Source organism: Acidobacteriota bacterium (genome assembly GCA_030697165.1).
Taxonomy (GTDB): domain Bacteria; phylum Acidobacteriota; class Vicinamibacteria; order Vicinamibacterales; family UBA2999; genus 12-FULL-67-14b.
On record JAUYQQ010000011.1, the window covers coordinates 127,293 to 147,078 of the forward strand.

The window sequence follows — 19,786 nt, forward strand, 5'->3', positions numbered from 1 at the left end:
CTACTGCACGGCCTTCCTTACGAGGTCCGCCGCCTGGCGGGCCTCGCGCAGCACGGTGGCCTCGTCCATCGTCAGCATCGTGCGGTCGCGCATCAGCACCTTCCCGTTCACGATGGTCGTCTCGACGTCGTCGCCGCGCGACGCGTAGACCAGCTGCGACACGGGATCAAATAGCGGCGTCTGGCGCGGCCGCGACATCCCCACCACAATCAGGTCCGCGCGCTTGCCGGGCTCGAGCGAGCCAATCCGCGCCTGCTGGCCGAGCACGCGGGCCCCGCCGATGGTGGCCATCTCCAGGGCCTCGGGCGCACTGATCACGCGCGGGTCCATGGTGACCAGTTTCTGCTGGAAGGCGGCCTGCCGCATGGCCTCGAACATGTCGAGGTCGTTGTTGCTGGCGGCGCCGTCGGTGCCGAGGCCGACGTTGACGCCGGCCTGGCGATAGCCGACCACCGGCGCGGTGCCGCTGGCGAGCTTCATGTTGCTTTCGGGGTTGTTCGAAATGCCCACGTTGCGAGCCTTGAGCAGCGCGATCTCGTCGGCGTTGATCCACACCCCGTGGGCGCCAATCGTGATCGGCGCCCAGAACTTGAGGCGGTCGAGCAAGGCGACCGGGCGCTGCTGGTGCCGATCGTGCGACTGTCCAATCTCAGCCGCCGTCTCCGCCAGGTGGATCTGGATGGGGATATTGAGCCGCTTGGCCAGGTCGCTGGTGGCGGTCAGCGTCGCCGCGTCCAGGGTATAGACGGCGTGCGGCGCGATCGACGGCGTGATCAGATCGTCCTGCGCGAACTCGCGGGCAAACGCCTCGGTACGCTTCAAGGCGTCGGCCGGCGTCTTGGCGTCGGGCACGGGGAACTCGATCACCGTCTGCCCCAGCACACCGCGGACACCGGCCGCCTTGGTGACGCGCGCGACCTCTTCCTCGAAGTAATACATGTCGGCAAAGGTGGTGGTGCCCGACTGAATCATCTCGAGCAACGCGAGCCGAGTACCAATGCGCACGAACGCGGGCGAGACCGTCTTGGCCTCGGCCGGGAAGATGTACTTCTGCAGCCAGTCCATGAGGGCGAGGTCGTTGCCGAGCCCGCGGTACATGACCATGGCCGCGTGGGTGTGCGTGTTGATCAGCCCCGGCATGACCACCTTGCCGGTGGCATCAATGGTGTCGGCGCTGCGGTAGCGGGCCGCGATGGCCGCCGGCGTATCGACGGCGACGATCTGTGTGCCGTTGATGGCGACGGACCCGGGATCCAGAATGCGCCGGCTGCCATCGACCGTGACGACGATGCCGTTGGCGACGATCAGCGACACGTCGGCCGCCTGCCGGGCCGACAAGGCCGGGAGGAGCACGGCGGCGGCCAGGATCAGGGCCAGCCCGGTAACCAGGAAGCGTGCGCGCATGCAGGGGAATTGTACGTGATGCAGGTCAAAGTTGCGCCTGAACTCCTGATCTCCTGTTAAGCTCTTCCCCCGTGTTGCACCTGGTCACTCACCCACTGGTTCATGACTGCCTGGCGGAGCTGCGCGACGCGCGCACAGCGCCCGAGCGCTTCCGGGCCCTCGCGAACCGCATCAGCGTGCTGCTGGGCGCCGAGGCGTTGCGGGATGTCCCCATGGCCGACGCGATTGTCGAGACGCCACTCGGGCCCTCGCCCTGCCGCCGGCTGGCCGCTGACGTCGTGATGGCCCCGGTGCTGCGGGCCGGCCTCGGCATGCTGCCGGGCCTGCTCGAACTCGTGCCCAACGCCCGGGTCGGCCACCTGGGGCTCCAGCGCGACGAGCGCACGGCGGTGGCATCGCAGTACTACGCCAAGCTGCCGCCAGGCATCGAGAACAGTTACGTGCTGCTGATCGACCCCATGCTGGCCACCGGCGGCAGCGCCGTCGCGGCGCTCGACGTGCTGACGCGGGCGGGCGCGCGCCACCTGCGGCTGGTGTGCATCGTGGCGGCGCCCGAGGGTGTGGCGGCGGTCGAGAAGGCCTACCCGGCGGTTCCCATCTTCACGCCGGTGGTCGATCGCGAGCTCGATGCCCACAAGTTCATCGTGCCCGGACTGGGCGACTTCGGCGATCGGCTGTTCGGCACGGTCTGAGCCGGCCGGGCCTTATGCTATGATCCTTGGTCTGGCCGCGCGCTTGGCTCAGTGGTAGAGCACTCGCTTCACACGCGAGGGGTCCCAGGTTCGAATCCTGGAGCGCGCACCATTCACCCACCTTCATCTTGAGCCCTCGCCTCCGGTCGATTGCCACCGCGGGACTCTTAGCCATTGTGGCGTTTGGGCTGTACGCCATACGCATCGGCAGCTCGCCACTTTCACCCGCTGAAACGGAGCTATTGCACCACGCGGCCACGGCCGGCATCGGGGCCGACGGTTATCCCCTCTTCTTCCGCGTGAGCGACGATCGTTGGCTGCAGCCGGTGGCGGTGTACTCCACGGCGCTGATGCGCCTGGTCGCGTCACCAGAGACCGCGGGGCGCCTGGCGGCAGCCGGGGTTGGCGCCCTCAACGTCGCGTTGCTCTTCGTGCTGTGTCGGCGGATCCTGTCGTCAGCGCCGCTGGCCGTCGGCGCGGCGCTGCTCCTGATGATCACGCCGGCCCATTTCGTGTTCGCGCGGACAGGCGTTGACGCGATCTATCCCCTGCCATTCGTCCTCGGGTGGTTGCTGGCAATCGTGGCCTATTTCGACGGCGGCGATCGGCGACAGGCGGCTGCCGGGGGGCTGGCACTAGGGCTCGGGGCCTTCACCCATCCGTCTGCGCCGTGGACGATGGGCTCTCTCTTGCTCGTCACGCTGCTGGCCATCTGGCTGAGCGGACGTCGCGGTGCGGTGAACATGGCTGTTCCGGCTGGGGCATTTCTGGCTCCGCTCCTCGTCGCGGCCGCCTGGTTCGCGGCCAACCCCAGTGCCTACCCCGACACGTTCGGCCGCTGGGCAATCCACGCCGCCCACCTGCGCTCGCCTCTTGATGGCGTCCTGGCGTTCGTGAACTGGAACACCTTGGGCACGCGCCTGTCGCTCTACTGGGGATTCTTCGATCCGTCGTGGCTGTTCTTCGACGGCCCAGCTTCGCCGGCGTTGCCCCTGCGTGGCACATCGCCGTTCCTGTTCGCCACCGCGGTCGCGTTCGTTGCCGGCGTGTCCCAGCGGCTGCGCGGCGGGTTTACGCCGGTGACTCTGCTCTTGCTGGCAGGCGTGGCGGTCGCTCCGCTGGCGGCTTCGACTTTCGGCTCACCGCATGCCATCGCCGACTTCCTGGTGATGGTGCCACTGGTCGTCGTGCTGGCGGCCTGCGGTGTGGCCGGCTGGTTGGCGCGTGGCGATGCCTGGTCGCGGACCCTGGTCTGGGGTGTGATTGCAGCGTGGGTGATTGACGCCGCCTGGTCGGTCGCGTCGGCCTAGCGCGCTTCAAACAGCGCAAATGATCTCGTGCCATCCAGCTCGGAGACCACGTGGATGGGCTGCCAGCGTTGCGCGCCGGGCAGCAGCCCCGCGCACTCCGGGTCGGCCAGCGCGCAGGCCAGGAGGGCCCCCGCGGGTGCGGGCGAAGGCAGTTGCTGGCCATACGTGTGCAGCCGGCCGATCACGTCAGGCCGGCCCCCGGCTAATGCGAAGAACCGCCAATAACGGTCCGCATGCTGGATGGCGGCGTTGACGTACACCGGCGGTGCGTCGCCAGTCCCTGCTCTCGCAATTGCGGTCACGAACAACTCGCGGGTGTTGCCGCCGAACGCCGGTCCCGCCGCGACCCGGTAGCGGCCCATGTAGTCGCCGTAAAAGACCGCGAACTGCAGCGGCACCGCTCCCACCAGGACGAACGCCACGATCGCCCCCCCGCGCCTTGCTGCCGTCAGGAGCCACTCCACGCCGTAAACGGCAACGAGCGCGCCAAACGGGACCACGAACATCACCCGATTCATTTCGATCGCGCCCGATGCCACCGCGGCCACGGGTGCCGTGACCAGTCCTGCCAGGACCACCAGATCGAGCTCGCGGCGGCGCCTCGCCAGGTGCCAGACGCCGAACGGGATAAGCAGCGCGAAGCTCAACGGAAACAGGCCCGTGTGCCGCGTCGAGTTGATCAGGCTGGGGTCGCCGAGCAGAAACAGGTACTCGGGACTGAAAAACGACCAGTAGAGGCTGAGCGCATTTTTCACCGAGGTCAACCCGGCGCCGACGGTCGCGCCGGTGGCGGCGACACTCTTGCCAAGTTCGTACGCGCCCACCACCTGCCGCATCCGCTCCGGGTGCGTGACATACCAAGTCGCCATGGGCACCAGGGGCACGGCAAAGGCCACCGCCGCGATCGTCACGGCGGCGACCAGAAGCAGCGTCGCCCGGCGCATCTAGACGCCGCCCGGCTTCGGGGCGTATTTGTCGATCAGGCGATACAGCGCGCGGCGGCTGATGCCCAGCCGGCGCGCCGCCAGCGACTTGTTGCCGCCGGCGCGGTCGAGTGCGACCGCGACCGCGTCGGCATCCGGCGGCGGGCCCACTGGTTCGTCATCGGGGACCGCCACCGGCACGGCCGCCGGACGCTCGCTGAGCGAGCGGGCCAGGTCGCCTTCCGTCAACAAGTGCCCTTCGCATAACAGGCAGGCGCGCTCGATGACGTTGCGCAACTCGCGCACGTTGCCCGGCCAGGGCCACTGCACCAGCCGCTCTTCAGCCTCCTCGGTCAGCCCGGTAATCGCCTTGTCGAACTCCAGCGAGAAGCGACGGACGAACGCGGCTGTCAGGTACGGGATGTCTTCGGGCCGCTCGCGCAGCGGCGGCACCGTGATCTCCACCACGTTGAGGCGGTAATACAAGTCGCTGCGAAAGCGGCCCGCCGCGATCTCGGCATCGAGCTGCCGATTGGTCGCGGCGACCACGCGCACATCAACCTTCTTCAGTTCGACCGAGCCCACGCGCTGTAACTCGCCATTCTCGAGCGTCCGCAGCAACTTGGCCTGGGCGCCGGGCGGTAACTCCCCGGCTTCGTCCAGGAACACCGTGCCGCCATTGGCGGCCTCGAACACCCCCGTCTTGTCGGCCGTAGCACCCGTAAAGGCGCCCCGCACGTGCCCGAACAGTTCAGATTCGAACAACGTCTCGACCACCGCCGAGCAGTTGACGGTGATGAGCCTCTTGGCGCTGCGTGGTCCCAGCGTGTGTAGCGCCCGGGCCACCAGTTCCTTGCCGGTGCCGGTCTCGCCTGTGACGAGCACCGTCCGGGCATGCGGCGCCAGCCGGCTGATCACGCTGAACAGTTCACGCATCGCCGGAGAACGGCCGATCATGCCGCACACTTCGAGGCGCGCGGCCAGCGCGGCGTCGCTGTCGAGCACCGACGTGCGGTCCTGGAACTGCTGCCGCATGGCGCCCATCAACGCCCGCACCCGCGGCAAGTCGAGGGGTTTCGAGAAGTACTCGGTCGCGCCGAGCTTGATCGCCTCCACGGCGTCCTCGACGCTGGCCGCCCCGCTCATGAGCGCGATCTGGGAACTCGTGCCGCCGGCCCGGACCGCGCGCAGCACCTCCAGGCCGTTCACGCGCGGCATGTGGAGATCGAGCAGGACCAAATCCATGTGCCGGCGATGCAGCATCTGGAGTGCGGCCGCGCCGTCGGCGGCCTCGAGGACCTCGAAGCCCTCGCGGTTGCCGATGTCGCTCAGCAACTGGCGGATCTGCTGGTCGTCATCGACCAGCAGCAGCAAGGGACGCGGGGCGGTAGTGGTGGCTGCGCGCATATGGGATGGTGGGCCAAGGGCCAATCGGCGGCGATTCGCCCTCGGACGCCATTCTAGTCTAGCGGGATTGACCGCGTGGCGCGGTAGTGGTCTTAGCTGGCCTTCTTGATCTCGTTCAGCAGCGCCTGGAGCGCCCGCGCGTACGCGGCGTCGGCCGCCGCGTGGGCCTTCATGTACTCGGCTTCCGACATCTTGTCTTCGCGCCAGTTGCCATCGAAGCGCATGGACTTGGCCGCCAGGTCGTGCGAGTCGGCGGGCCCCTGCTTGACGGTGGGTTTGGCCCTGAGCCCGTCGGCGCCAACATCGGTGACGAAGTTGCGCGACTCGACGACCGAGGCGCTGTTGAGGTCCAGGTAGACCTCTTTGTAGTCCTTGCCGATCAGTTTCTCGTTGACCACGGCCGGCGCAGTCGTCCGGGCCCACACCACCATCAAGGTGCCGGGGAAATGCAGGGCGCCCACGAACTCTTCGAGGGTGTCGGGCATGCGCGCAGCGATGCTGTCGAGCTTCTTATCGGTCAGCAGCTGAGCTAGCTCTTTGGCGAGCGCGGCAGACTGGGGTTCTTGGGCGAACGACGGCGTGGCGAAGGCCGTAACGAGCAACGCTGGGACGACGAGGAGGCGAGCGAGGGACCGGGACACAGATTTCATGTCCCCCATTTAACACACTTGTCGCGCCGAAGCCTAGGGCGAAGGCGGATTCAGCCGATGAAAAGCGATTCTTCCTCGTCAACCACCGGCCGGCTGGCCTGCCGCCGGCGCGAGGCTTCGCGCAGGCCGCGGAACGAATCGATTAAGGCCGAGACCCCGGCGAAGATCGCCATGCCCTGCTTGGCCGGGCCGATGACAAACGACTGCGCGGCGGCCAGCGTCTGGTCCACGCGCTCCGTCAACTCGGCAAACACCTGGTCGAACCGCTCGACCTGTCTGGCGGCCAGGGCGGCGGTCCGGGCCGCCTCGGTCGTCACCGCGGTGAGGTTCGCCAGCAAGGGCTTGACGTCCCGCTCGAGCTGCGTCGCGAGCTGGTCGACCCGCCGGGCGAGGCGGATCCCGGCGACGATGGCGGCGACCTGGATCACCGCCATCAGCAGCACCGCCAACGCGATGACGCCGAGAAAGAGCTCGCCGGTGTCGCTCACGCCTGATCGCCCCGTTCGCGGGCCTGGTGAAAGGCCTCGCGGCCGCGATCGACCGCGGTGACGAGGTTCTCGCGCTGGCGCTCGTAGTACTCGCGGCCCTGGTCCATGGCCTCCCGCGCCTTGTCTTTGCTGTCGCGCGCCTTCTTGCCGAGGTACTCGCGCGTCTCTTCGCCAGAGGCCGGCGCAAACAGGATCGCCATGGCCGCACCCGTCAGGGCACCGGCCACGAACGCAATCATCATGCTGCTGCCGTGGTTGTCGTTCGACATGGGACTCCTTAAAAAATGCTGACTTTCACGTTGAGATACTTCTTCGGGTCCTTCTTGATCTCGGCGATCAGCGCCTTGATCTCGGCCACCGCTCCGTTCATGTTCTCATATAACTGTTTGTCGTGCAGCAGCTGGCCGGCCGTGCCCTGGCCATCGTTGAGCTGCTGCAAAACCGTGTCGAGGCGCGCAGTCATACTGTCAATGCGCTGGTACAGCGCATCGTCGTTCAGGAGCTTGCCGGCAGTGCCCTCGCCGCGATTGAGCCGGCCGGTCATCGCCTCGAGGTTCGAGGACGTCTGGTTCAGGCTCTTGGCGAGCGCGGGGTCGTTCATCAACTGGCCGAGGCTGCCCTCGCCGCTGCGCAGCTTGCCGGTAATCACGTTGAGGTTGGCCAGCGAGGCCTCGAGCTCGTTGTACATCTTGGGGTCGTTGGCGAACTTGCCGATCGTGCCCTTGCCGTCGGAAACGTTTCGCGCCACGCGTTCGGCCGCCTGCACGAAGCTCTCGAACTCCCGGTAAATGGTGTCGTCGGTGAACAGCTTGCCAACGGTGCCCTTGCCGGCGCGGAGGTCCGAAATCAAGAGCTTCGCCTCGTTCAGGCCGGCGGTGGCCTCGGTGGTCAGTTGCGCGATGCTGCCCTCGGCGACACCCGAGTTGACGTAGCCCCATTCCGGGACGGGCGTGCCGCCGATGCCGGCCGAGATGTCCACCGCGCCTTCGCCGAGCAGGGAGATGCTGCCGAGCACGGCATTCGAGCGGTCGGTCACGAGCGCCTGGTACTCGTTCTTCACGGTGAACCAGACCTCGACGCCGGTGTCGGACAAGATGACCCGGTCGACCGTGCCGACCTGGACACCAGCCACTCGCACCGGCGACCCCGCCATCAACCCGGCCACGTTGCCAAAGCGGGCCTTCAGCGAGTAATTCTGCCACGGCATGCCGCTCCCGCCGCCGACGGCGAAGATTAACATGCCCGCCATGATCAGCGCGAAGACGGCGATGATGCCGAACTTCAGTTGGGCCCAGGCGAGTGAATGAGTGCGCGGCATGGTGCTGTGGTCCCCTTACGAAAGAAACGTCTGCATGTACTCGTCGGTCGAGGCCCGTAACTCGTCGGCCGAGCCTTCGAAATGGATGGTGCCGTCCTTCAGCATGACGAAGTCGGCCTGGCTGATCTTCGCCTGGTCGGCGGCGGTAATCTCCAGCTCGCCGCTGCTGCTGCGCGAGGCCGCGTGGGTCGAGACGTAGAAGGCGTCGCGCAGCTGGTGGGTCACGATCACCGAGGTCACGGCCTCGAGATCCCGGAGCTTGATGATCTCGGCGTCGATGGTCAGCGAGGTGATCGGGTCGAGACCGGTGGTGGGCTCGTCGTACAGCAACAACGTCGGCTTCGCGGCCATGGCGCGGGCAATCGCCACGCGGCGGCGCTGGCCGCCCGACAGTTCCGACGGCTGCTTGTCGATGTGCTCGGCGAGACCGACGAAGCCGAGGACCTCTTCCACGCGCTGGCGCACTTCCGGCAGCGGCAGCGTGGTCTCTTCGTAGAGCTTGTAGCCGACGTTCTCGCCGACCGTGAACGAGTCGAACAACGCGCCCTCCTGGAACACCATGCCCATGTGGTGGCGCACGCCCATCAACTGCTGTTCGGTCATCTGGTCGACGCGGTGGCCGAGCACCCAGATCGTGCCGGAATCGGGCTTGAGCAGCCCCAGCATCAACTTGAGGATGGTCGACTTGCCGGCGCCGCTGGCGCCGAGAAAGATCTTAGTGTGGCCGGCGCGCACGTCGAAGGTGACGTCCTTCAGGATGACCTTCTCGTCAAAGGCCAGGCACACCTTGTCGAACAGCACCACCGGGGCGTGGGGCTCGGCCAGCTCGACCGCGACACCGAATTCATCGAGGCTCTTGTGACGCATCAGAAGAAGATCGAGATTAACAGCCGGGTCAGGAAAAAGTCGACAATCAGTACCACCACAGACGCCGCCACCACCGCGTTGGTCGTCGAGCGGCCAACCCCCTGGGTGCCGCCGCTCGTGCGCAAGCCGACGTGGCAGCCGATGGTCACGATGACGAAGCCGAGGAAAAACGGCTTGATCAGGCCCATCCAGACGTCCTGGATGTACAGCCCTTCCACCACCGAGCTCCAATAGACGCCCGACGGCACGCGCAACTGCGTCAGCGCAATCAACCACCCGCCCGTCAAGCCCACCGCATTGGCAACCACCGTCAGGATCGGGCACATGATGAACCCCGCGAGCACGCGCGGCACCACCAGCTTGCGAATCGGGTCGGTGCCGAGCGCGCGCAGGGCGCTGATCTGCTCGGTCACCATCATCGAGCCGAGCTCCGCGGCAATGCCCGAGCCGACGCGGCCGGCCAGCATCAGCGCGGTCAGCACCGGGCCGAGCTCCTTGATCATCGAGGCGCTGACCAGGCGGCCGACAAAGGGCCGGGCGCCAAACTGGTCGAGCGTCATGCCCGACTGCAGGGCCAACACGGCGCCCGTGAAGAAGCCGGTCAGGATCACCACCGTCAGTGAGCCGAGACCGATGACGTCGATCTGCTCCATGACGTCGCGGGCATAGAACGGCCGCGACATCGCCCCCTTGATGGCGGCGAGGCACAACTTGAAGTATTCCTGGACCTCGAGCAGGGCGTTCTTGAGCCACTCGAGCAGCCAGGCTTGCCGCGCGTTGCTCATGCGTGGCCCCGCTTGCCCTGAGCGGAGTCGAAGGGGCCCAACCCCAGTTCGCGCGTCTTCAGCCCGCGTATCTGATCCCGCAACGATGCCGCCTTCTCGAAGTCGAGGTTGGCCGCGGCGCCCTTCATCTGGGCGTCGAGGGTGACAATGTGCGCATCCAGTTCCGCCTGGGTCCGGAAGACCTGCTTCTCGCGCGGGTCGACCATCGACGAATAATCCCGGTCGTACACGCTCGATAAGACGTCGTCGATGGCCTTGACGATACTGGTCGGGGTAATCCCGTGTTCCGCGTTGTAGGCCGCTTGCCGGGTGCGGCGGCGGTCGGTTTCGTTGATGGCGGCGCGCATGGAATCGGTGTGACGGTCCGCATACATGATCACACGGCCGTTGAGGTTTCGCGCCGCGCGACCCGAGGTCTGGATGAGGGCGCCGGCCGAGCGCAGGAACCCCTCCTTATCGGCGTCGAGAATGGCCACCAGCGACACTTCCGGCAAGTCCAGGCCCTCGCGCAGCAGGTTGATGCCGACCAGCACGTCGAACACGCCCCGCCGCAGGTCGCGCAGGATCTCGACGCGCTCGAGCGTATCGATGTCCGAGTGCAGGTAGCGGACCTTGACCCCGAGTTCCTGGTAGTACGTGGTCAGGTCCTCGGCCATGCGCTTGGTCAGGGTCGTGACCAACACCCGCTCCTGGCGCGAGGCCCGGTCCCGAATCTCCATCAACAGGTCGTCAACCTGGCCCTTGACCGGGCGCACTTCCACGGGCGGGTCCATCAGGCCGGTCGGGCGGATCACCTGCTCGACCACGACGCCGCCGGCCATCTTCAACTCGTACGGACCGGGCGTGGCCGACACGTAGACCAGCTGACCGACCCGGTCCTCCCACTCGTCAAAGTTGAGCGGGCGGTTGTCGAGCGCTGACGGCAGGCGGAAGCCGTACTCGACCAGCACCTCCTTGCGCGAGCGGTCACCGTGATACATGCCGCGAATCTGGGGCACCGTCTGGTGGCTCTCGTCGACCACCACGAGCGCATCGGCCGGCAGGTAGTCGAGCAGCGTCGGCGGCGGCTGTCCCGCCGAGCGCTGCGTCAGGTGCCGTGAGTAATTCTCGATCCCGTGGCAGTAGCCGATCTCCCGGATCATCTCGAGATCGAACATCGTGCGCTGGTGCAGCCGCTGTGCCTCCAGCACCTTGCCGTTGCGCTCGAGGTCGCCGCGGCGTTCTTCGAGTTCCGCCTTGATCGTCACCACGGCTTCCTTCAGTCGCTCGCGCCCGGTGACAAAGTGCGACTTGGGAAACACGGTGGTGCGGTCATGGCGGCGCAGCGCCTTGCCGGTGAGCGGGTCGAACGAGGTGAGCTCGTCGATCTCGTCGCCGAACAAGCCGATCCGCAGCGCGAACTCCTCGTACGACGGATAGACCTCGATAATGTCGCCGCGCACCCGAAAGGTGCCACGGCTGAACTCCAGGTCGTTGCGCTCATACTGGATTTCGACGAGCTTGCGCAGGATCTGGTCTCGGTCGATGCGCTGGCCCTTCTCGAGCGGCATGACCAGGCCGTAGTAAGCGTCCGGCGAACCGAGGCCATAGATGCACGAGACGCTGGCGACGATGATGACGTCCCGGCGTTCGAAGAGCGAGCGCGTGGCCGAGAGGCGCATGCGATCGATCTCCTCGTTAATCGTCGATTCCTTCTCGATGTAGGTGTCGCTGGAGGGCATGTAGGCCTCCGGCTGGTAGTAGTCGTAGTAGCTGACGAAGTACTCGACCGCGTTCTCGGGGAAGAACCGGCGGAACTCCTGGAACAGCTGAGCCGCCAGCGTCTTGTTGTGGGCCATCACCAGCGTCGGCCGGTTCACCCGGTTGATGACCTGCGCCATGGTGTAGGTCTTGCCCGATCCGGTCACGCCGAGCAGCACCTGGTGCTTGTCGCCGCGAGTCAGGCCGTCGACCAGTTCGGGTACAGCGTGCACCTGATCGCCGGCGAGCTCGAAGTCTGACGCGAGGACGAAACGGTCGGAGACGGTGGGCATGGTGGCGTGTGCCAGAGCCCACCTTCGCGCTCCGCGCTACGGTGGACAAGCACACCATCGTACCCTAATTCTGCGAGGTCTTGTATGGGGCGAAATAGCCCTTGCGGGCGCGGACGCGGGTGTCGGGCCGCTTCATCTTGATCTCGACCTTGCGCCATGCGCCGTCAGCAGTGGTGTTGTCCGACAGATAGCCAAGGTGGTACTGCCCGGCGATCTCGGCGAGCACCTGGTCATACGCCTCCTCGACGCCCTTCATGCTCGAGGGAAAGAATGCCTGTCCGCCGGTGACCTCGGTCAACTGCATCAAGGTCATCTGCAGCAGCTGCCGCGACGAGCCGGTGTTGCCGACGAAGCCAATGGCGTAGACCGTGACCGGCGACGCCCGCAGCAGCGTCAGGGTTTCACCGAAGCTCAGCACCGACCGCGAGTCGGCGCCGTCGGTGTACATCACGAGCACGCGGCGGCCCTCCTGCTGGTCGACCCCGTCCAGGAAGGTGCCGAGCGCGTCGTACAGCGCCGTCCAGCCCTCGGGCTTGCGCTGGCGGATGCGCTCGACCAGCCGCGGAAAATCGCGCTGCGGATAGCGCGTGATCCGTACCTGCGTGTCGAAGTCGACCAGAGTGATGTCTTCGGCGTGCGGCAACAGGTTCAGGAACTTGATCGACGCGCCTTGCGCGAGCTTGAGGTCGGTTTGCATGCTGCCGCTGGCGTCGAGCATCAGCCCCACGTGCAGGGGCGGCGCCGTGTCACCGTCGCCGACCGCAAAGTAGTTCAGCTCCTCGGGACGGCCGTCTTCAACCACCTCGAAGTCGTCGCGGCTGAGGTCAGTGACCAGGTTGCCCCGGCGATCGACCACGGTGACGCCGAAGGACACCAGCTCAACACCTGAGCGGAAGCTCTGCTGGCCGCCCGCCTGCCCGCCCACCGCGGCGGTAAAAGCGGCCACCAACACCACGAAGCCCGCGGCGATCGCCTGTCGCACGCCGCCATGCTACCAAAGCCGGCAGGGATATACTCAAGGCATCGTGCGTTGTCTGGCGGTCTGTCACACGGAGTTGGTGGTCCGGCTCCTGGAGGCAGTCCTCACTCCGAACTCGGAGCTCGACGTCTTAGTGGAAAGCCGGGCGCTCGCCCGCCACTTCGAAGATTCGGAACTGCCGGTGTCGGTGGCCGATCCGGCGAGAGTCGACAGCTACGTCAAGGCGGGCCTGTCCCCTGTCACCCCGGTCTTTGTTGAAGATAACGGCCGCAAGGGCCTGCGCAAGGTGCTTGAAGCGTTGCGCGGCGCGGGCGGCACGCTCATCTACGTGCTGGGCACCAGCCTCGCCGACGTGCGCCGTGCCGAAGAACTGCGCGACGACTTCCCCGAAGTGACGACCCTGACCCTCGCCGAGCTGCTCGGCCCCCCGCTGCTCAGCGAGTTGGGCCGTTCGGTGACCCGGCAGCGGGTCCAGCAGTACCAGCGCTACATGGCCGACGCCGACCGGGTGCTGATCCTCACGCACAACGATCCCGACCCCGACGCCTTGGCCAGCGGCCTGGCGCTGCGGACGATTCTCCGCCGCACGAGGCAAACCGCGGTGGTCGCCTGCCTCCAGCCGGTGACGCGGCCCGAGAACCTGCGGATGGTCAAGCTGCTGGACCTCAAGATCGAGACGATCACCCCCGACCAGTTCAAGGACTTCGACAAGATTGCGCTGGTCGACGTCCAGCCGCATTACTTCCCGGGGCTGCTGCCGCACGTCGATCTCGTGATCGATCACCACCCCGAGCAGCCGGGCTACAACGCCATTTTCAAGGACATCCGCCCCGACTACGGCTCGACCTGCACGATCCTCACCGAGCACCTGCGCGCCGTCGACATGGATATCTCGGAGCGGACGGCGACGGCGATGCTCTACGCCATCAAGTCGGACACCCTGTTCTTCAACCGTCACGCCAACCGCGCCGACCTCGACTCGTTCTCGCACCTGTACCCGCTCGCCGACTCCACGATGATCCGCAAGATGGAGGGCGCGGAAATCACCGCCGAGCGGCTCGACTACCTGATCAAGGGCTGGCAGCAGGGGCGCATGATGGAACACGTGTTCTGCGCGTTCCTCGGCGAGCCGCCGCGCGACGACTTCATCCCGTACGTGGCGGACTTCTACCTGCAGCTGGAGAACGTCCAGTGGACGGTGATCAGCGGCGTGGTGAACGACACCTTCGTGGTGTCGGTGCGCAACCTGGGCTACTCGCGTAACGCCGGCGACTTCGTGCGCCGCTGGTTCAACGACATCGGCAGCGCCGGCGGCCACCGCACCATGGCCAAGGCGGTGGTGCCGCTCGAGGCGTTCCAGAAGAAGTTCGGAACCTACGAAGGCAGCCGCATCAACCAGCGGATGCTGGAACTGGTGCTGGAGTTCCTGCACGAGACCCGGGACAAGTAACCAGTAGCCAGTAGCCAGTAGCCAGAAAGAGACGAGCACTTCTGGCATCTGGCTACTGGCTACTGGGATCTGGCTACTGGCATCTGGCTACTACCCAAGCGCCTGTTCCAGATCGGCGATCAGATCCGTCGCGTCTTCGAGACCGATCGACATCCGGATCATCCCCTTCGACACGCCGGCCGCCACCAGTTCCTCGTCGGTGAGGCCGTACTGCGATGTCAGGATCGGCAGGCTGCAAATGCTCTCGACGCCGCCCAGGCTGGCGGCCCGCTTGATCACCGTCAGCCTGTCGAACACCCGGAAGGCCGCGTCCCGGCCGCCCTTCACGTCAATCGTGACCACCCCGCCGAACCCGCTCATCTGCCCGACGGCGATGGCGTAATCCGGGTGCGACGCGAGGCCCGGATAGTAGACCCGCTCCAGCGCCGGATGGTGCTCGAGGTGCTGCGCGATGGCCAGGGCGTTGGCGTTGTGTTGCGCGACGCGCAGCGGCATGGTCTTCATGCCGCGGCCAAGGGCAAACGCCGGGAGCGGGTCCATGATGCCGCCCAGCAGGCGGCGGGCCTTGGCCAGGGGCGCGACCATCGCCTTCGCGCCCGACAACGCCCCGCCGGTGACATCGCTGTGACCATTCAGGTACTTGGTGGCGCTCTGCATCGACAGGTCGATGCCCATCGACAACACCGGCTGGTTGAGGGCGCTGGCGAAGGTGTTGTCGATCACGGACAGCACGCCGGCCTTCTTGCACGCGGTCGCGACCTTGCGCACGTCGACGCAGCGCAGCGTGGGGTTGATCGGCGACTCGAACCACACCATCCGCGTCCTGGGGCCAATCACCGTCGCCAGGTCGGCAAGCTGCTCGAGGGTGATGAAGCGGCGCTCGACGCCGAACTTCACCATCAGGTCCTCGATGACGTGGAACGTGCCACCGTAGATGGCCGCGCTGCACAGGATCTCGTCCCCCGGCTTGAGCAGGGTCAGCAGCGCCGTCGAGATCGCCGCCATGCCGGAACTGAACAACAGCGCCGCTTCCGCGCCGTCCACCGCCGCGATCTTCTCCTCGACCGCCACCACGGTCGGGTTCTCGTAGCGCGAATAGAGATAGCCGTTCAGCTTCCCTTCCTGGTACTTGATGACGTCGGCCACCGAGTCGAACACGAACGTGCTCGTCTCGTAGATGGGGACGGTCAGTGACGGCGTCGCGCCGGTATCGATCCGTTCGCCGGCATGAATAAGGTGGGTGGCTGGCTTCATGTAACGAATCTTAGCCACAGAGGACACAGAGGACACAGAGAAAACTCTTCTAAATGCGATCAAGCTTCGAGTGAGCTGACACGCCTTTCAAGAAGTCACTCTGTGTCCTCTGTGGCTAGTACTCGTCGGTGTCGCGGCTCACTTGCGTCATGCGGTCGCCTGAGGCGCCGACAACCGGTTCGATGAACTGGCGGTAGGCGTCCTCGAAGCCACGCTCCATCAGTTCGTCGAGCGTCTGCACCCGGTCCGACTTCTCGTCGTACGCGCCGGTGAGATCGAGCGGCCGGATCGGGTTGTGCGCCGGACGAATCACGTAGACGCCCTGGAAGCGGTGATGCAGGTGGCGCACGGCGTCACTGAGGGCCGCGGTTTCCGCCGAAGCCAGCTGCTCGCCGACGCGGCCAAACCCGTCGAGGCGTGGCGGCCGCAGCTCATGGGGGCCGGGCGGATCCGGCGTGGCGGCGATAATGACGACCTGTTCCGCTCCGGCGGCCGCCGCCTCTTCGAGCAGGCGCGCCAGGCACGCCGGCCGATCGACCAGCCGATGGGTCTCACCGCGCCAGTAGGAGTCAGGCGCGAACTGGACCAGTCGCGGATCGCTCACGCCCGGCAGGCTCATCGCCGCGGCCAGCACATCGGCCGTAAAGGCCTGCGTGCCGCTCGACAGGTCGTGCGCCTCCGCGCGTCGCGACGACACGCCACCAGGCGGCGGAAACAGCGCCTTGCGGAAGGGATCCCGAACCAGGCCGAACACCAGGTCGCGGTGGGCATCCATGTCGTGCACCACGAGCAATAACTCGCGGAAGCCCGGCTGGCCCAGGTTCTCGGCCAGCAACTCGGCATACCGCCGGCTGAGATCCCTGGCGTCGGGCGTCTTGATCGCGGCGCCGCCCTTCAGCAGACGCCACACGGTTTCGGTGGCCTGCCGCACCGCCACGCCCGCATCAATCGGCGAGCCCAGTAGCGCCCATGCCCGCCCGCCCGCCGTACGCCGATGCAGGGGCGCCCGCCACCACGTCAGCCACGCGCCGACCGCCAGGGTTACCACCGCTGCCGCTGACAGCAACGCCGCCAGCCGCGGCACCCACGTCGGTAACGCCGCCGGCGAGAACGCCGAGGTCAGCGTCTCGATGAACGACTGTACAAAGCGCGCGCCGGCATCGAGGCCGGCCATCCCGAGCATCAGGGCAATGGGGTACACGATCAGGCCCAGCACCAGCACCGCCGCGGGAACGGCGAGCACGACCACCAGCGCGGCGGCCAACCATCGAAGCACGCGGAATGGCCACCGCCAGCGATACAGGATGGCAACCGGCGGCGACCGCCAGAAGCCGCCGGCCTCCCAGAGCTGCGCGCTGCCATCGACCGCGGCCAGCACGGCGGCCATGGCGCCCATGCCGCGGCCACCCACGATGTCGATCTTGACGCCGGCCTCCTGAATGGCGCGCATGGCACCGGCGTGGTACGCGCCGTCAGCCCCCGTTCCGGTGAACAGGAGCGCGGTACGGCGTTCGGGGGAATACGAGTCGCGTGGCTCGCTCACGGCCGTCGCCTGCTAGTCGTCGTGAATGGTGACGAGCTTGAGGATCTCAAACTTGCGCGTGCCATTGGGGGTGGACACGCTCAGCTCGTCGCCTTCCTCTTTGTTGAGGATGGCGCGGCCAATCGGCGAGGAGGTGGAAATCAGGCCCTTCTCCGCTTCCGCATCCTCGGGCATCACGAGCTGGTAAACCATCTCTTGATCGCCTTCGCGAAGCGTCACGACCGACCCAAATCCCGCCTTGCCGTGCGGAATACGATCCATGTTCATGAGCGCAATTTCACTCATGCGCCGCTTCAGCATGGCAATGCGCGCGTTGACGAGGGTCTGGCGCTCTTTCGCGGCTTGATACTCCGCGTTCTCGCGTAGGTCGCCGAGCTCGCGTGCGCGCTGGATCTCCTTGGGGAGTTCCATGTGCAGCTCACGCTCATAGGCGTTGAGCTCATCTTCAAACCGCTTAAGGAGTTTTTCCTTCATCGCGTAAAGACCGACTGTAGCACAATTGCCCGGAGCCTCCGGCGCACCCGCCCATGACCGTCATCACCAGCCGCCACCACCCCATCGTCAAGCAGTTCCGCGACGCCGCCCGCGGCGGCGACCTCATGCTGCTGGACGGATGGCACCTGCTGGCGGAAGCCGTGGGCGCGGGCCTCGTGGTCGAGACGCTTGCGCTCTGCGGTCCGCCGACCGCCGACGAGCAGACGTTGCTCGATCGAGCGCGCCGCGGACACACCCGCGTCGTCGAGGTGTCGGGCGCGGTACTGAACGCGCTGTCGCCGGTCAACTCGCCCACGGGCGTCGTGGCCACCGCGCGCAAGCCGGCCATTGACAGTGCAGCCGTGCTGGCGCCGCCACCCCCCCTGGTTATCGCCGGCTTCGGACTGCAGGATCCCGGCAACGCTGGTGCGGTGATTCGATCCGCGGCCGCCGCCGGGGCGACCGGCGTGGTCTTCGATGACCTGAGCGCGGACCCCTGGAGCTGGAAAGCGCTGCGCGCGTCGATGGGCGGCGTCTTTCACCTGCCGGTCGTGCGCAGCCGCAATCCGCTCGGGCATGCCGACGAGTGGCGGGCCGCCGGCGTGACGTTGATCGCGGCCGTGCCGCGCGGCGGCGTCCCGATGCACGAGATGAACCTCACCGGCCCAGTCGCGGTCCTGATGGGCGGCGAGGGACCGGGGTTGCCAGCCGAGGTGCTGTCGGCGGCTGACGCTCGCATCTCCATCCCGATGGCCGGCGCCATGGAATCACTGAATGTGGCCGTGGCGGCCGCGCTGATCCTGTACGAAGCCCGGAGGCAGCGCGCGCTTGGCGCGCCGAAGCCCTTCGGCGAAGGCGGCCAATGAGCCTGTTCGACGACCCGCCGGCCCCGGTTGACCCGAAGACGGTGCCGCTGGCCGAACGGATGCGCCCGCGCACGCTCGACGAGATCGTCGGGCAGGACGACGTGATTGCGGCCGGCCGGCCGCTGCGCGAGATGATCGAGCGCGACCTGCTGCAGTCGATCATCCTGTGGGGCCCGCCGGGCACCGGCAAGACCACGCTCGCCCGCCTGATCGCCGATCTCACCAAGGCCGAGTTCATTGCCTTCAGCGCCGTACTCGCCGGCATCAAGGAAGTGAAAGACGTAATGGCCACGGCCGAGCAACGGCGGCGCATGACCGGCCGGCGCACCATCGTGTTCGTGGACGAGATTCACCGTTTCAACAAGGCGCAGCAGGACGCATTCCTGCCGCGCGTCGAGAGCGGCGACATCGTCTTGATCGGCGCCACCACCGAGAACCCGTCGTTCGAGGTCAACGCCGCCCTGCTCTCGCGCTCGAAGGTCTTCGTCCTGAAGCTCCTGAGCGAAGACGCCATCGTCACCATCCTGAAGACGGCGCTGGCGGATCCCGAGCGCGGCCTCGGCAAGCAGAATCCCGAAGCCGACGATGACGCGCTCAGGGCGATTGCGCGGTTTGCGAACGGCGATGCCCGATCGGCCCTGAACCTGCTGCAACTCACCGTCTCGTCGGCCAACAACCCGGCCGGACGGCCGCGCCTCGACAAGGCGCTGCTAGAGAAGACACTGCAGAACCGCACGCTGCTCTACGACAAAACCGGCGAAGAGCACTACAACCTGATGTCGGCGTTGCACAAGTCCATGCGCAACAGCGATGCGGATGCGTCGATCTACTGGCTGGCGCGCATGGTGGAGGCCGGCGAGGACGCGAAGTACATCGCGCGACGGCTGATCCGATTTGCGTCCGAAGACATCGGCAACGCCGATCCCCAGGCGCTGACCATCGCGGTCGCGGCGAAGGACGCCGTCCACTTCATCGGCATGCCCGAAGGCAACACGGCGCTGGCGCAAGCGGCGATCTACCTGGCCACCGCGCCCAAGAGCAACGCCGTCTACGCAGCGTACGGCGCGGCCGCCGAAGCGGCCAAGAACGACGTCGCCTCACCCGTGCCGCTACATCTGCGCAACGCGTCAACGAAGCTGATGAAGCAGTTGGATTACGGCAAGGGCTACCAGTATGCGCACGACGAGCCCGATGCTGTAGCGAGCATGGATTGCCTGCCGGACAACTTGAAAGGCCGCGAGTTCTACAAGCCGACTGACTACGGCTTTGAAAAAGAGATCAAGAAGCGTCTGGCCTGGTGGAAGTCGCGAAGGTCCGGCTAAGGCCGGACGCCACATCCCCAG

Annotated in this window: 19 protein-coding genes and 1 tRNA gene; 6 read left to right on the plus strand and 14 right to left on the minus strand. The window is 66.6% G+C overall.

The genetic code is table 11. From position 1 onward, the window contains the following. Complete coding sequence (locus tag Q8T13_11990) at positions 1–1,404, minus strand: amidohydrolase (GenBank protein ID MDP3718476.1); 1,404 nt, start codon at positions 1,402–1,404, stop codon at positions 1–3. Between the two features lie 71 nt (positions 1,405–1,475). On the opposite strand from Q8T13_11990, the gene upp reads away from it, so the two are divergent. From upp to Q8T13_12005, 3 genes are all read left to right on the plus strand, one after another. Continuing rightward, on the plus strand, positions 1,476–2,096 hold the full coding sequence (upp, locus tag Q8T13_11995) for a uracil phosphoribosyltransferase (GenBank protein ID MDP3718477.1): 621 nt from the start codon (positions 1,476–1,478) through the stop codon (positions 2,094–2,096). 37 nt (positions 2,097–2,133) lie between these two features. Beyond that, a tRNA-Val gene (locus Q8T13_12000) sits at positions 2,134–2,208 on the plus strand. 130 nt (positions 2,209–2,338) lie between these two features. After that, a complete protein-coding gene (locus Q8T13_12005) occupies positions 2,339–3,406 on the plus strand; it encodes a hypothetical protein (protein MDP3718478.1) in 1,068 nt (355 codons plus the stop codon). Here Q8T13_12005 and Q8T13_12010 read toward each other — a convergent pair. The 10 genes from Q8T13_12010 to Q8T13_12055 form a co-directional block, all read right to left on the minus strand. Further along, positions 3,403–4,350 (minus strand): hypothetical protein, encoded by a 948-nt coding sequence (locus Q8T13_12010; protein MDP3718479.1) that lies wholly within the window; start codon positions 4,348–4,350, stop codon positions 3,403–3,405. The two genes, Q8T13_12005 and Q8T13_12010, sit on opposite strands and share 4 nt — an antisense overlap. Next, a complete protein-coding gene (locus Q8T13_12015; protein MDP3718480.1) occupies positions 4,351–5,736 on the minus strand; it encodes a sigma-54 dependent transcriptional regulator in 1,386 nt (461 codons plus the stop codon). 92 nt (positions 5,737–5,828) lie between these two features. After that, on the minus strand, positions 5,829–6,386 hold the full coding sequence (locus tag Q8T13_12020; protein ID MDP3718481.1) for a hypothetical protein: 558 nt from the start codon (positions 6,384–6,386) through the stop codon (positions 5,829–5,831). A gap of 50 nt (positions 6,387–6,436) precedes the next feature. Next, positions 6,437–6,874, minus strand: coding sequence for a hypothetical protein (locus Q8T13_12025; GenBank protein MDP3718482.1), 438 nt, complete (start codon positions 6,872–6,874; stop codon positions 6,437–6,439). Further along, entirely contained in the window at positions 6,871–7,143 is a 273-nt protein-coding gene (locus Q8T13_12030; protein ID MDP3718483.1) for a YtxH domain-containing protein, read from the minus strand. The genes Q8T13_12025 and Q8T13_12030 overlap by 4 nt, the downstream gene beginning before the upstream one ends. 8 nt (positions 7,144–7,151) lie before the next feature. After that, positions 7,152–8,192 (minus strand): MlaD family protein, encoded by a 1,041-nt coding sequence (locus Q8T13_12035; GenBank protein MDP3718484.1) that lies wholly within the window; start codon positions 8,190–8,192, stop codon positions 7,152–7,154. Between the two features lie 15 nt (positions 8,193–8,207). Next, positions 8,208–9,059 (minus strand): ATP-binding cassette domain-containing protein, encoded by an 852-nt coding sequence (locus Q8T13_12040; GenBank protein ID MDP3718485.1) that lies wholly within the window; start codon positions 9,057–9,059, stop codon positions 8,208–8,210. Further along, on the minus strand, positions 9,059–9,844 hold the full coding sequence (locus tag Q8T13_12045) for an ABC transporter permease (protein MDP3718486.1): 786 nt from the start codon (positions 9,842–9,844) through the stop codon (positions 9,059–9,061). Before Q8T13_12045 ends, Q8T13_12040 begins: the two co-directional genes overlap by 1 nt. Then, complete coding sequence (gene uvrB, locus Q8T13_12050) at positions 9,841–11,877, minus strand: excinuclease ABC subunit UvrB (GenBank protein MDP3718487.1); 2,037 nt, start codon at positions 11,875–11,877, stop codon at positions 9,841–9,843. The genes Q8T13_12045 and uvrB overlap by 4 nt, the downstream gene beginning before the upstream one ends. Before the next feature lie 64 nt (positions 11,878–11,941). After that, positions 11,942–12,859 carry a VWA domain-containing protein gene (locus tag Q8T13_12055; protein MDP3718488.1) on the minus strand — a complete coding sequence of 306 codons (918 nt, stop codon included), beginning with the start codon at positions 12,857–12,859 and terminating at the stop codon, positions 11,942–11,944. Positions 12,860–12,902: 43 nt separating this feature from the next. On the opposite strand from Q8T13_12055, the gene Q8T13_12060 reads away from it, so the two are divergent. Beyond that, positions 12,903–14,306 carry a DHH family phosphoesterase gene (locus Q8T13_12060; GenBank protein MDP3718489.1) on the plus strand — a complete coding sequence of 468 codons (1,404 nt, stop codon included), beginning with the start codon at positions 12,903–12,905 and terminating at the stop codon, positions 14,304–14,306. Between the two features lie 90 nt (positions 14,307–14,396). Here the strand turns inward: Q8T13_12060 and Q8T13_12065 are convergent, their stop codons facing one another. From Q8T13_12065 to greA, 3 genes are all read right to left on the minus strand, one after another. Beyond that, positions 14,397–15,560, minus strand: a complete 1,164-nt coding sequence (locus Q8T13_12065; protein MDP3718490.1) for an aminotransferase class I/II-fold pyridoxal phosphate-dependent enzyme — start codon at positions 15,558–15,560, stop codon at positions 14,397–14,399. A 115-nt stretch (positions 15,561–15,675) separates the two neighbouring features. Further along, positions 15,676–17,103 (minus strand): hypothetical protein, encoded by a 1,428-nt coding sequence (locus tag Q8T13_12070; protein MDP3718491.1) that lies wholly within the window; start codon positions 17,101–17,103, stop codon positions 15,676–15,678. 12 nt (positions 17,104–17,115) lie between these two features. Next, the gene (gene greA / locus Q8T13_12075; protein MDP3718492.1) at positions 17,116–17,577 is read right to left on the minus strand and encodes a transcription elongation factor GreA; all 462 of its coding nucleotides are present in this window, start codon (positions 17,575–17,577) and stop codon (positions 17,116–17,118) included. A 53-nt stretch (positions 17,578–17,630) separates the two neighbouring features. Here greA and Q8T13_12080 point away from each other — a divergent pair, with 53 nt between their 5' ends. Continuing rightward, a complete protein-coding gene (locus Q8T13_12080) occupies positions 17,631–18,443 on the plus strand; it encodes an RNA methyltransferase (GenBank protein ID MDP3718493.1) in 813 nt (270 codons plus the stop codon). Further along, positions 18,440–19,765, plus strand: coding sequence for a replication-associated recombination protein A (locus tag Q8T13_12085; GenBank protein MDP3718494.1), 1,326 nt, complete (start codon positions 18,440–18,442; stop codon positions 19,763–19,765). Before Q8T13_12080 ends, Q8T13_12085 begins: the two co-directional genes overlap by 4 nt. Positions 19,766–19,786 lie beyond the last annotated feature (21 nt).